Below are 13,252 nucleotides of genomic sequence, written 5' to 3'. Positions count from 1 at the left end.
CTCATACTTGCAAGAATTCTGTTGCGCTAGGCTCGCAGTCGTCTACCTCTCCGGGCGGGTATTTTCATGAGCGAGTGTGACGGCGTGACAGATCCTGCAATTGGCTTCGATCCGGTCACCGGGGTCAGCCCGTCCGTCAAGCGTGCGCTGAATGATATGCTGGGCGGGGGTGCTGCGAGCATCCTCACCCTCACGTTCGGGCTGTCCTATGCGCTGCTGATCTTCGCCGGGCCGCTCTCGCCCTATCTGTCCTACGGCATCGCTGCGACCTTCATCAGCTCCGCGGTGCTTGCCGCCGTGATCGGGCTCGGCAGCTCCCTGCCCTTCGCAATTGCCGCCCCCGACAGCTCGACCGCGGCCGTAACAGGAATTCTGGCGGCCTCGCTGGTCGAGCACATCGAAGCGGCCAATCTGTCGACACCGCTGCTCTCGCCGGTCCTGATCACGCTCGGCCTGTCGTCCGTGCTAACCGGAATCGTGCTGTGCGGGTTGGGCCTGACGCGGATGGGCCGCGCCATCCGCTACGTGCCCTATCCCGTGGTCGGCGGCTTTCTCGGCGCCACCGGACTTCTCATCGCCCTCGGTGCGATCAGGGTCATCACCGGTTATCCGGTGCAGCTCACGACGCTGCCGCGCTTCGCCAACGGCACCACGCTGCTGGAAATCGGCGCCGCCTGCGCCATGGCGCTGGTGCTGTACCTGACCTGGCATCGCTCACGGACTCCGTTCGGGCTGCCGATCATCCTGGTCGGCGGTGTGCTCACGGCGCATCTGGCGTTCTGGATCTCGGGTGTCTCGCTCGACCAGGCACGGAGCATGGGCTGGACCTTTCAGCCGCCGCCGCAGGCTGCGTTCATGCTGCCCTGGCACGCCGACGATCTCGCTCGCTATCCCTGGTTTGCCGTGCCGGACCTGCTCGGCAATCTCGTCGCAGTCATCTTCGTCACCGCGTCGAGCACGCTGTTCAACACCACCGGCATCGAGGTCGCCGTGCACCGCGAGGCCAATCTCGAGCGCGAGCTGAACGTCACGGGCGCGGCCAACATCCTTAGCGGCGTGCTCGGCGGCTATACCGGCTGCAGCTCGATCAGCCGCTCGATCCTCAATTTATCCAGCGGGGGCCGCGGCCGGCTCTCCGGCCTCACCGCCTCGGCGCTGTCGCTGCTGATGCTCGCGATCGCGCCAGAGCTGCTCGGCTTCATTCCGAAATTCGTGCTCGGCGGCCTGCTGCTCTATCTCGGCGCCGACCAGCTGCACAAATGGATCATCGAGTCGCGCAAGCGGCTTTCGAAGCTCGAATATCTGTCGCTGGTCGCCATTATCGTCATCATCGTGGCCTGGGGTTTCGTGCCGGGCATCCTGATCGGCGTCATCATCGGCTGCGCGACCTTCGCCTTCAGCGCGGCGAGGGTCGAATCGATCAAGTACAGTTTTGACGGCTCCGAATATCGCTCCTCGCTCGACCGCTCGCGCGACGACCAGGAGGTGCTGCTGGCCCATGGCGGCAAGATCCAGGGGCTCAACCTCCAGAGCTATCTGTTCTTCGGCTCCGCCAACCGGCTCTACCAGCACGTCAAGCAATTGCTCCAGCAGCGCCCGGAGTGCCGCTATCTGCTGTTCGACTTCAAGCTCGTCACCGGCGTCGACTCCTCCGCAGCCTACAGTTTTGCCCAGATCAAGCGCAGCGCAGGCGATCTCGGCGTCGAGCTGATCCTGGTGCATCTGTCGGCGGCGGCCGAGAAGGTGCTGCGCGCCAGCGACTTCGTCGGCGAAGGCGTCACCATCATCGGCGAGCTCGATCACGCGCTCGAATGGTGCGAGAACGAGCTGATCTCGCAGCACCAGGGCCTGGCGCAGGAAGAGGCGAGCCTGCGCGACTGGTTCGCCCGCATTCTCAACAGCGAGGACGACGCCGATGAGCTGATCCGCCGCTGCCAGCGCATCGAGGTCGAGGCCGGCGAGGTTATCGTGCAGGCCGGCGATCCCGCCGATTCCATGCACTTCATCCTCGACGGCCGCGTCGGCATCATGATCCCCGCCGACGACGACCGCACCACGCGCGTGCGCAGCCTGGGGCGCTACACCACGATCGGCGAGATGGGCCTGGTGTCACAGACGCCGCGCAGCGCCACCATCCAGGCCGAGGTCGACAGCGTGCTCTACGTGCTGAACACCCACCAGTTCGACGCGATCAGGGAAGAAGACCCCGCGCTCAGCCACAAGCTGCTGACCTATTTCGTGTCGGTGATGGCGGAGCGGCTGACGTTCGCAAATAGGACGATCGCAGTGCTGCGGCGGTGATCAATACGTAACCCAGAAGGTCGTCATGCCGGGCTTGTCCCGGGCATCCACGTTCTTTGTACTGCGGGACAGGACGTGGATGGCCGGGACATGCCCGGCCATGACGAGGAGGAAGCTGCGACTGCCTACACCCCCGCCATCATCACGTATTTGATCTCGACATATTCTTCCATGCCGTGACGCGAGCCTTCGCGCCCCAGGCCGCTTTCCTTGACCCCGCCGAAAGGCGCGACTTCGGTCGTGATGAGGCCGGTGTTGACGCCGACCATGCCGGATTCCAGCGCTTCGGCGACGCGCCAGACGCGGCCGAGATCGCGGGAGTAGAAGTACGACGCGAGGCCAAACGGCGAGGCGTTGCACATCGCGATCACGTCGGCTTCGTCCTTGAAGCGGATCACCGGCGCGAGTGGGCCGAAGGTTTCTTCCTGCGCCACCAGCGAGTCCGCCTTGACGTCGGCAAGCACGGTCGGCTCGAAGAAGGAACGTCCGAGCTCGCTGCGCTTGCCGCCGGTCACGACCTTGGCCCCGCGCTTGACGGCGTCGGCAATGTGGCGCTCGACCTTGTCGATCGCCTTCATGTTGATCAGCGGGCCCTGCGTGACGCCGGCTTCCGTGCCGTCGCCGATCTTCATCGCCACGACCTTCGCCGACAACTTCTTGACGAACTCGTCATAGATCTTGTCCTGGGCGTAGATGCGATTGGCGCAGACGCAGGTCTGGCCCATGTTGCGGTATTTCGAGACGATCGCGCCTTCGACCGCCGCGTCGATGTCGGCGTCGTCGAACACCACGAACGGCGCGTTGCCGCCGAGCTCGAGCCCGAGCCGCTTCACGCCGACGGAAGCCTGCTGGTAGAGGATCTTGCCGACCGCGGTCGAGCCGGTGAAACCGACGAAGCGCACGGCCGGATGCTCGCACAGCACCTTGCCGATCGGCGGCGCGTCACCGGTGATGATGTTGAGCACGCCCTTGGGGATGCCGGCCTTCTCGGCGAGCACGGCCAGCGCCAGGGCCGAGAGTGGCGTCTCATTGGCGGGCTTGAGCACCACGGTGCAGCCCGCGGCCAGCGCCGGCGACACCTTTCGGGTGATCATGGAGTTCGGGAAGTTCCATGGCGTGATCGCGCCGCAGACGCCGATCGGCTGCTTGATCGCGAGCAGCCGTGCATCGGGCCGTTGCGTCGGGATGGTCTCGCCATAGACGCGGCGGGCTTCCTCTGCGAAGAACTCGATATAGGCGGCGCCGATATCGACCTCGCCGAGCGCTTCTGAAAGCGGCTTGCCCTGCTCGGAGGTGAGGATCAGCGCGAGGTCCTCGCGGTTGGCGGTGATCAGCTCGAACCATTTGCGCAAAATATTGGAGCGCTGCTTGGCGGTGTGCTTGGCCCAGGCCGGGAAGGCGCGCTGAGCGGCTTCAACCGCCTTGGTGGTGTCGTCCGCGCCAAGCTGCGGGACCTTTGCGATCTCGACGCCGGTCGCAGGATTGTTCACGGCAAAGACCGGCGTGCCGACCCAGGCGCCGTCGATGTAGCAGGCCTCCTTCAGGAGCGAAGGGTCCTTCAACCGGTCACGCAAGGTGGCGGTGGCGTGCTGGGCGCGTGCTGCGGCGGGCGGCGTCATGGCGTTACTCCTCGAACGATCATTTGGGGGCGATCGGATCGGCCGGAATAGAATATAGGGACAGACGGCGCGCAATGCACCGTCCCGCAACGCACATCTGCCGGGAGCTAAACTCGGAGCGGGAAGGTTACGCCGCGCCGCTCATATAGGTCTCGCGCCGGCCGATCATGCGCTCGGCGGCGGCCTTGGCGCCGGCTTTCGAGGAGGTCGCACAGGTGCGATATTCGAGATCGGGCGCATCGGAGGTGTCGCGGCGGCCGAACCAGGATTTTGAGCCGACCGGCAGCAGGGCCAGAGCCTGCGCCAGATTGTCGACCGCGCCGAAGGAATAGAGCGCACCGGTGCCGGTGGTGCGGACCTCGTAGATGCCGGGCGAAATCGGAGCTTCGAGATTGTCGCCCCGTCCGGGACGGGGATAACGCTTCCATTCGCTCCAGGTCGAAATCATCTCGGGTCCTCTCGCGGCCAGTAGACAGCCGCCAAATTTGCATCAAGTCTTAACGTCAGCTGCCGATCGGGCCTTAAGCTGAGCGCCGCAACGCACAAAATGTTTCAAGTGCTCCAAACGTTCGAAACATATCGCCTGAGCCTATCCATGGTCACGGCGAAGTGCGGCCTTCCACCGCAGATTGTGAAGAAGTGTTGCAGATCAGTCGTCCCGCGCCGGGCCGGGACCGTCAAGTCACGACATCGCGACCGCAAGGTGGTTATGGCCACGCTTGCCGCGCAGCGGATGCGGGAGGACAATCGATCGCTTCCAACAATAATCAAACCGGAGGAAACGCGCATGCAAGGCAAAGCTGAGATCGACGGGATTCTGAGCAAGACAAGCGACGCCAAGGAAATCCCCGGCGTTGTCGCGATCGCCGCAAGCGGTACTGAGGTCCTGTATCAGGGCGCGTTCGGCAAGCGCGATCTGTCCAAGCCCGATGCGATGACCGCGGACAGCGTGTTCTGGATCGCCTCGATGACGAAGGCGGTGACGAGTGCCGGCGCGATGCAGCTGGTCGAGCAGGGCAAGCTCTCGCTCGATGCGCCGATCGGATCGCTGCTGCCAGATCTCGCGCAGCCGCAGGTGCTGGAAGGCTTTGATGCCAAGGGCGAGCCAAAACTGCGGCCGGCGAAGAGCGCGATCACGCTGCGCCAGCTGATGACCCACACCGCCGGCTTCGCCTACAACATGTGGAACGGCGATCTCGCGGTCTATCTCGAGAAGACCGGCATACCCGCCATCACCACCTGCCAGAATGCCGCGCTGAAGACGCCTGTTATGACCGATCCCGGCACGCGCTGGGAATACGGCACCAATATCGATTTCGCCGGCAAAGCCGTGGAGGCCGTCAGCGGCAAACGTCTCGATGCGTATCTGCGCGACAATCTGTTCGCACCACTCGGCATGTCCGACACCGGCTTCAAGATCACCGACGACATGCGCAAGCGTCTGGTCGGCATGCATGCCCGCGGCGAGGACGGCCAGCTCGCCGCGATCCCGTTCGAGCTCGAGCAGGAGCCGGAATTCCACATGGGTGGCGGCGGGCTCTATTCCACCGCTGGCGACTACATCAAGTTCACCCAGATGATCCTGAACAAGGGCCGCGGCAACGGCAACCAGGTGCTGAAGGCCGAGACGATCGCCATGATGGGGCAGAACCAGATGGGCGATCTCAACATGACCAAGATGACCACGGCGGCGCCGATCTACACCAACGACGTCGATCTCTATCCGGACCAGGTGAAGAAGTGGGGCCTCAGCTTCATGATCAACACCGACAAGACCGTAGAAGGCCGCAGCGCAGGCAGCCTCGCCTGGGCTGGCCTCGCCAACACCTACTATTGGATCGACCCGGCGCGCGACGTCACCGGCGTGATCCTGATGCAGCTGCTGCCGTTCGCGGATGCGAAATGCCTGCAGGCGTTCGCGGGATTCGAACGCGGCGTCTATGCCGGGCTTGATGCGGGGAGCGGGCAGAAGGCGGCCTGAGGGGCTGAGAACTCTCACCAAACGTCATGGCCGGGCTCGTCCCGGCCATCCACGCCTTGCCTTGCTGCACGGAGAACGTGGATGCCCGGGACAAGCCCGGGCATGACGACTGAGAAAGATCACGCCGACCATCTTTGACGAGAGGATTTCGATTTGGCGGATAAAAGTGACAGTTACGTTTGCGGCATTTCGGATACGCCGCTGCTCGGCGACACCATCGGGCGCAGTCTCGACCACGCCGTGCGGCGCTGGGGCACGCGCGAGGCGCTGGTCTCGCCCAGCCACGGCGTGCGATGGACCTGGATTGAATTCGCCGAACGCGTCGACGCGCTCGCCGCGGGCTTTCTCGCGCTCGGCCTCGAGCGCGGTGAGCGGATCGGCATCTGGTCGCTGAACCGTCCGGAATGGACACTGACCCAGTTCGCCGCCGCCAAGGCCGGCCTGATCCTGGTCACGATCAATCCGGCCTACCGGCTCAGCGAGCTGGAGTTCGCGTTGAAGAAAGTCGGCTGCGCAGCGATCGTCACCGCGACGGCATTCAAGACCAGCCAATACATCGAGATGCTCAACACGCTGCTGCCGGAGCTGGCGAGCGCCAAGCCAGGACAGCTGCAGGCGGCACGGCTGCCAGCCTTACGGATGGTGATCCAGATCGGCGGGCCGTCAGCACCCGGCACGATCCCCTTCGAGGACGTCGCGCGCATGGGTGGCGCCGGGCATCGCGAGCAGCTTGCCACGCTCGGCGCGGCGCTTCAGTTCGACGATCCCGTCAACATCCAGTTCACCAGCGGCACCACGGGATCGCCCAAGGGCGTGACGCTGACTCACCACAACATCCTCAACAACGGCTATTTCACCGGCCGCGCGATGCGCCTGACCGAGCAGGACCGCATCTGCATTCCCGTGCCGCTCTACCATTGCTTCGGCATGGTGATGGGCAACCTCGCATCCGTCACGCTCGGCACGACCATGGTCTATCCCGGCGAGGGCTTTGATCCACTGGCGACGCTGCGCGCGATTGAGCAGGAGAAATGCACCGCGCTTTACGGCGTGCCGACCATGTTCATCGCGGAGCTCGACCATCCCGAATTCGCGAGGTTCAACCTGAAATCACTGCGCACCGGCATCATGGCCGGCGCGCCCTGCCCGATCGAGGTGATGAAGCGCGTCAACACCGAGATGAACATGCGCGAGGTCACGATCGCCTATGGCATGACCGAGACCAGCCCCGTCAGCTTCCAGAGCGCAACAGACGACCCGCTCGAGCGGCGCGTCTCCACCGTCGGGCGGATTCATCCGCATGTCGAAGTGAAGGTCGTCGATCTCGAAGGCCGGATCGTCAAGCGCGGCGAACGCGGCGAGCTCTGCACCCGCGGCTACAGCGTCATGCTGGGCTATTGGGAGGAGAAGGAAAAGACCGGCGACGTGCTCGACGCCAACGGCTGGATGCACACCGGCGATCTCGCCACCATCGACGACGAGGGCTATTGCAACATCGTCGGCCGCATCAAGGATCTGGTGATCCGCGGCGGCGAGAACCTCTATCCGCGCGAGATCGAGGAGTTTTTGTACCGTCACCCGAAGATCCAGGACGTGCAGATTTTCGGCGTGGCGGACACCCGCTATGGCGAGGAGCTCTGCGCCTGGATCCGTGTCCGGTCCGGCGAGACACTGACGGCAGAGGAGGTCCGCGCTTTCTGCGATGGCCAGATCGCCCACAACAAGATCCCGCGCTATGTGGAGTTCGTCGACGAATTTCCGATGACCGTGACCGGAAAGATCCAGAAATTCGTGATGCGCGAGGCGGTCGAGCAGCGGCTGGGATTAAAGGCGGCGAAGACGGCGTGATGCGGTGAGTGCTCTCACCACACCAACACTGTCATTCCCCGCGAAAGCGGGGAATCCAGTACGCCGTGGTTTCTCCGTATTCCACTAGCGTCTCTGGAATACTGGGTCGCCCGGTCGAGCCGTGCGACGACAGCGGAGAGTGAGGCTCGCAATGACGGGGAGAGAGACGACGACTAAACCGTCAGCCCGCGCTGCTGCGCCAGCTCCTTCAGCGACACCTGCGGACGGGCGCCGATGTGCTGGATCACTTCGGCGGCGGCAAGCGCACCGAGCTCGCCGCACTGCTTGTGCGACAGATCGCGCGAGAGGCCGTACAGGAAGCCGGCCGCGAACAGATCGCCGGCGCCGGTGGTATCGACCAGCTGCTTGATCGGCGAGGCTGGAGCTGCGACGGCGTCGGTCGGCGTCACCACCACGCAGCCCTTCTCGCTGCGGGTGACTACGCCGAGCTTGACGTCGTTGCGCAGCTGCTTGAGCGCGGTGTCGAAGTCGGAGGTCTCGTAGAGCGAGCGTAGCTCGGATTCGTTGGCGAACACGATATCGGCAGTGCCGTTGCGCATCAGCCCCAGAAACTCGTCGCGGTAGCGGCCGACGCAGAAGGAGTCCGACAGCGTCAGCGCCACCTTGCGGCCGGCCTCGTGGGCGATTTTGGCGGCCTTGACGAAGGCTTCCTTGGCCCCCGGCGGATCCCAGAGATAGCCTTCGAGATAGACGATCTTGGCGGCCGCGATCTCGGCCGGATCGATATCGGCCGGCGACAGATCCTGCGCCGCGCCGAGATAGGTGTTCATGGTGCGCTCGCCGTCGCCGGTCACCAGGATGTAGGAGCAGCCGGTGGCAGGACCGTCCTTCGCGGCCGGCGTGTTGAAGCCGACGCCGGCGGCGCGGATGTCGTGGACATAGAGCTTGCCGATCTGGTCGTCCTTGACCTTGCCGACGTAAGCGGCACGCGCGCCCAGGCTGCCGATGCCGACGATGGTGTTGGCGGCCGACCCGCCGGAGACTTCCGTCGCCGGGCCCATGTCGGCATAGATCGCGGCCGCCCGCGCCTCGTCGATCAGTGACATGCTGCCCTTGGTCATGCCGTGCTTGGCCAAAAAGGCTTCATCGGTCCGGACCAGCACGTCGAACAGCGCGTTGCCGATGCCGAGAACGTCATATTTCACGTCAGCCATTCACCTTGATCCTGTTTGCCGGATTGCGATACCTGCGGAAATCCGCTTCCTGTCGGCCTGAAATCCGGCTCGCGGCCTATCACGACCGGACCCGCACGGGCAAGCAACGGTATTATAACGACCGATGATCCGCTCCTTCCTGACCGTCTCGACGGGAACACTGGCCTCGCGGCTGCTGGGCTTTGCCCGCGATTCCCTGATCGCGGCGCTGCTCGGCACCGGCGCCGTGGCGGATGCGTTTCTGGCCGCCTTCCAGCTCGTCAACGTGGTGCGGCGCCTGCTCAGCGAAGGGGCACTCAATGCAGCCCTGATTCCGGCCTGGCTGCGCGTCCGTGACCGCGATGGCGAAGAGGCCGCCTCCGCGTTTGCGGGACGCGTGCTCGGGACGGTCAGCGCGGCCCTGTTCGTGATCTCCATCGTGATCGCGCTGTTGATGCCGCTGATCATCACGATCGTCGCGCCGGGATTCGTCGGCAGCCACAGGCTCGATCTCGCCGTGCAGTACGCGCGGCTGATGCTGCCTTATCTCGCCTTTGCCGGCCCGGTCACGGTGCTGATGGGGCTGCTGAATGCACAAGGGAGATTTGCGCTCACGGCGTTCTCGCCGCTGCTGTTCAACATCGCACTGATCGTGACAATCGCCGCGCTGCTGCTGGGGCACGCCGATGCGTCGCTCGCCGCGTGGATGCTGGCGGCAACCGTCGGCATTGCCGGCCTGCTGCAGCTCCTGATGCTGCTGTCGCAACGAAGCGCGCATCTCGCGACACCGTTGCGCGCAAGCTTCGACAAGGAGACGCGCGGCTTCTTTGCCAAGGCGATCCCCGGCATGATCGCAAGCTCCGGGCCGCAATGGCTGATGGTGGCCGGCGCGATCATCGCCTCGGCGACGCCGTCGGCCGTGTCCTGGCTCTATTTCGCCAACCGCCTGATCGAGCTGCCGCTCGGCATTGTCGGCGTCGCCATGGGCACGGTGCTGGTGCCGGAGCTGACGCGGGCGGTGGGGAGCGGCGATCGCGACGCGGTCGCGCATGCGGAATCGCGCGCACTGGAGCTCGCGACCGGGCTCGCGCTGCCCGCCACGCTCGGCCTCGCCGTGTTGGCCGAACCGATCGTGCGGCTGTTGTTCGAGCACGGCGCGTTCGGCACGGAGGACAGCGCGGCCACCGCTCGCGCGTTGATGTGGTTGGCGCTCGGGCTGCCGGCGCATGTGCTGATCAAGGCGCTGTCGCCGGCCTTCTTTGCTCGCGGCGACACGATGACGCCGCTGCTCGCCACGGCCAAAGGCTTTGTGGTTGCGGTCTTGCTCGCCGTCCTGCTCGGCCATTTCTTCGGCGCGAGCGGGATCGCTGCAAGCATCGCGGCGGGCGCCTGGAGCAGCGCATTCTCGCTGCTCCGCAACGGCACCAGCGAATTCGGCTTCTCGGTCGACGCTGCCGGCCGCAAGCGGCTACCGCGGATCGTGCTTGCGGCCGCCGCCATGGGCGCGCTGCTCTGGCTGACGACGGGGCTGATGCCGGTGGAGGCCCACGGCCTGATCCGCTTCATTGTGCTGGGCTTGCAGATCGGCGCCGGAATTGCCGTCTACGGCCTGCTCCTGCAAATCCTCGGCGCGGCGTCCTGGCGCGAGGCGGTCAACGCCCTGAAGCGGCCCGCCTAGCCAGCCCCTGGCGGGCAAAGCCATCGAATTACCCTTGACGGGGCAGCCCCGCTGTTGGAAACGACGGCCCGAATACCTCCAGGAACTCTTGCCATGCCATTCGTTGAACGGGTCTTTTCGGGCGTCCAGCCGACAGGCAATCTGCACCTCGGCAATTACCTCGGCGCGATCGTCAACTTCGTGAAGATGCAGGAAACCCACAACTGCATCTATTGCGTCGTCGACATGCACGCGATCACGCAAGGCCTGGACGTCTGGGGCGGCCCGGCCGAGCTCGCACGCAACACCCGCGAGGTGACCGCGGCGTTCATCGCCAGCGGCATCGACCCCAAGAAGCACATCGTATTCAACCAGAGCCAGGTCTCCGGCCACGCCGAGCTCGCCTGGATCTTCAACTGCGTCGCGCGCATGGGCTGGCTCGGCCGCATGACCCAGTTCAAGGAGAAGGCCGGCAAGGACCGCGAGAACGCCTCGGTCGGGCTGTTCGACTATCCCGTGCTGATGGCCGCCGACATTCTGCTGTACCGCGCCACCCACGTTCCGGTCGGTGAGGACCAGAAGCAGCATCTCGAGCTCTCGCGCGACATCGCCCAGAAGTTCAACAACGACTTCGGCGATTCCATTCGCAGCCACGGCGGCAATGACGGCCTGTTCTTCCCGCTGCCGGAACCCCTGATCACGGGCCCGGCGACGCGCGTGATGAGCTTGCGCGACGGCACCAAGAAGATGTCGAAGTCGGATGCATCCGACAATTCGCGCATCAATCTGACCGACGACGCCGACACCATCGCGCAGAAGATCCGCAAGGCGAAGACCGATCCGGAGCCGCTGCCGAGCGAAGAGAAGGGCCTGGAAGCACGTCCCGAGGCCGACAATCTCGTCGGCATTTTCGCCGCGCTCTCCGGCCGTTCCAAGGCCAGCGTTCTCGGCGAGTTCGGCGGCGGCCAGTTCTCCAGCTTCAAGAACGCGCTGGCGGAGCTGTGCGTAACGAAGCTCGCGCCGATCGCCGGCGAAATGAAGCGCCTGGTCGCCGACCCCAGCCATATCGAGACCATCCTGAACGATGGTTCCGATCGGGCCCGTGCCCTCGCCGAGGAGACCATGAACCTCTCCAAGGACATCGTCGGCTTCGTCCGCCGCCGCTGAAGATTGCGGTTGCGAGCTTGGGCCTGCGCCATGGGCGCGGGCCGCTTCGCCTCTCCCCAAGCGGGAGCGAGTGTGGCAGCATGCCCGCCTGTGCACATTCCGGGATAGGCATGACCAGCAAGCGACTTTGCTTCGAGCCGGGTCACAAGCCCAAATGTCTCGTCATCGTCGACGACACCGCCGAATGGGATCGCGCGGTCTATTACGCCAGCCGCTGGGCGATCCGCGCCGGCGGCGGCGTGGTGATGCTGCGCATCATCGAGATCGAGGACCAGAACCAGCAATGGCTGGGCGTCGCCGACATCATGCGCGCCGAGGCGCATGAAGCGGCGGCGGCCGCGCTCGACCGCGCCGCCGGCCGCGCCAACGGCATCGCCGCGATCACGCCGGAACGGCTCATCCGCGAGGGCGCCGCGATGGAGCAGCTGCTCGCGGTGATCGACGAAGACCCTGATATCGCCATGCTCGTCCTCGCCGCCAGCCCGGGCGCGGAAGGGCCGGGACCGTGGGTGGCGCTGCTCACGCATGCGCTCGGCACGTTCCCGGTGCCGGTGACCGTCATTTCCGGCGCGCTGAGCGACCGAAGCGTGGATTCGCTGTCGTAGCCTTCCGAGGAGGTTCAGCGAACGCCCTAACCCGCTGAAATGGCAGCGAAACGACCCTCCCCACCCCCTTGACCGTGCGTTTGCCGTCGCCATCTGCTACTGGATAGAGCACGCGCCGGCCTTGAACCGGCGACGTCCGGAGAAAACCATGTTCATTCAGACCGAAGCCACCCCCAATCCCGCCACGCTCAAATTCATTCCCGGCCGCATCGTGGTCGACGGCGGCCCGATGGAATTTTCGAGCCGCGAAACCGCTGCGCGCTCGCCGCTAGCCGAAAAGCTGTTCGAGGTGCCCGGCGTCACCGGTGTGTTCTATGGATCGGACTTCATCACCGTGACCAAGGCGAACGGTGAATGGCAGCAGCTCAAGCCCGCGATCCTCGGCGCCATCATGGAGCACTACATGTCCGGCGCGCCGCTGCTCGCGGACGGTGCGGCCACCAGCGACGCCGATCTCGACGACGAGGACGAGTTCTTCGACGAGTCCGATGCCGAGACGGTCGACATGATCAAGGATCTGATCGAGACCCGCGTGCGGCCCGCAGTCGCCAATGACGGCGGCGACATCACCTTCCGCGGCTTCAAGGACGGGATCGTCTATCTCAACATGAAGGGCGCCTGCTCCGGCTGCCCGTCATCGACCGCGACGCTTCAGCACGGCATCCAGAATTTGCTGAAGCACTTCGTGCCTGACGTGGTCGAAGTCCGGCCGATGTAAGCGAGGTGCCGGAGGGTGGGCAAAAGCGAAGCGTGCCCACCTTCTTTTCTTGGAGACAAGTTGGTGGGCACGGCGCAAGAGCGCCTTTGCCCACCCTACGAAGTGCGGCAATATCGGGGGACTACGAAGAGTGAATGACGAATGGCGGATAGGCGTCTGGTTCGCTAAACTGCTCCCTATTCGACACTCGCCATTCGCTTTT

At 64.9% G+C, this 13,252-nt stretch carries 10 protein-coding genes; 7 read left to right on the top strand and 3 right to left on the bottom strand.

The window, feature by feature from the left end; translation table 11 throughout:
• Positions 1–84 precede the first annotated feature (84 nt).
• Entirely contained in the window at positions 85–2,301 is a 2,217-nt protein-coding gene (locus ABIC09_RS26535; protein WP_354111089.1) for an SLC26A/SulP transporter family protein, read from the top strand.
• Positions 2,302–2,426: 125 nt separating this feature from the next.
• On the opposite strand, the gene ABIC09_RS26530 is transcribed toward ABIC09_RS26535, so the two are convergent.
• Both ABIC09_RS26530 and ABIC09_RS26525 read right to left on the bottom strand, forming a co-directional pair.
• Complete coding sequence (locus tag ABIC09_RS26530; protein WP_354111088.1) at positions 2,427–3,920, bottom strand: NAD-dependent succinate-semialdehyde dehydrogenase; 1,494 nt, start codon at positions 3,918–3,920, stop codon at positions 2,427–2,429.
• A 127-nt stretch (positions 3,921–4,047) separates the two neighbouring features.
• Positions 4,048–4,368: a hypothetical protein gene (locus tag ABIC09_RS26525; RefSeq protein ID WP_354111087.1), complete on the bottom strand. Its 321-nt coding sequence runs from the start codon at positions 4,366–4,368 to the stop codon at positions 4,048–4,050.
• A 339-nt stretch (positions 4,369–4,707) separates the two neighbouring features.
• On the opposite strand from ABIC09_RS26525, the gene ABIC09_RS26520 reads away from it, so the two are divergent.
• Together ABIC09_RS26520 and ABIC09_RS26515 are read left to right on the top strand one after the other, a co-directional pair.
• Positions 4,708–5,901: a serine hydrolase domain-containing protein gene (locus tag ABIC09_RS26520; RefSeq protein ID WP_354111086.1), complete on the top strand. Its 1,194-nt coding sequence runs from the start codon at positions 4,708–4,710 to the stop codon at positions 5,899–5,901.
• A 153-nt stretch (positions 5,902–6,054) separates the two neighbouring features.
• On the top strand, positions 6,055–7,749 hold the full coding sequence (locus ABIC09_RS26515; RefSeq protein WP_354111085.1) for an AMP-binding protein: 1,695 nt from the start codon (positions 6,055–6,057) through the stop codon (positions 7,747–7,749).
• Positions 7,750–7,922: 173 nt separating this feature from the next.
• Here the strand turns inward: ABIC09_RS26515 and ABIC09_RS26510 are convergent, their stop codons facing one another.
• The gene (locus tag ABIC09_RS26510) at positions 7,923–8,924 is read right to left on the bottom strand and encodes an adenosine kinase (RefSeq protein ID WP_354031333.1); all 1,002 of its coding nucleotides are present in this window, start codon (positions 8,922–8,924) and stop codon (positions 7,923–7,925) included.
• A gap of 124 nt (positions 8,925–9,048) precedes the next feature.
• Between ABIC09_RS26510 and murJ the strand changes: the two genes are divergently transcribed.
• The 4 genes from murJ to ABIC09_RS26490 all read left to right on the top strand — a co-directional run bounded on the left by murJ (position 9,049) and on the right by ABIC09_RS26490 (position 13,050).
• Positions 9,049–10,581 (top strand): murein biosynthesis integral membrane protein MurJ, encoded by a 1,533-nt coding sequence (murJ, locus tag ABIC09_RS26505; RefSeq protein ID WP_354111084.1) that lies wholly within the window; start codon positions 9,049–9,051, stop codon positions 10,579–10,581.
• 93 nt (positions 10,582–10,674) lie between these two features.
• A complete protein-coding gene (gene trpS / locus ABIC09_RS26500) occupies positions 10,675–11,727 on the top strand; it encodes a tryptophan--tRNA ligase (protein WP_354111083.1) in 1,053 nt (350 codons plus the stop codon).
• A 110-nt stretch (positions 11,728–11,837) separates the two neighbouring features.
• Positions 11,838–12,332 (top strand): universal stress protein, encoded by a 495-nt coding sequence (locus ABIC09_RS26495; protein ID WP_354111082.1) that lies wholly within the window; start codon positions 11,838–11,840, stop codon positions 12,330–12,332.
• 148 nt (positions 12,333–12,480) lie between these two features.
• On the top strand, positions 12,481–13,050 hold the full coding sequence (locus ABIC09_RS26490; protein WP_148750916.1) for a NifU family protein: 570 nt from the start codon (positions 12,481–12,483) through the stop codon (positions 13,048–13,050).
• Positions 13,051–13,252: the final 202 nt, after the last annotated feature.

Origin of the sequence: Bradyrhizobium sp. S3.12.5, assembly GCF_040548225.1 — a bacterium.
Taxonomy (GTDB): Bacteria; Pseudomonadota; Alphaproteobacteria; order Rhizobiales; family Xanthobacteraceae; genus Bradyrhizobium; species Bradyrhizobium cytisi.
This window is presented reverse-complemented; position numbering and strand designations above follow the sequence as displayed.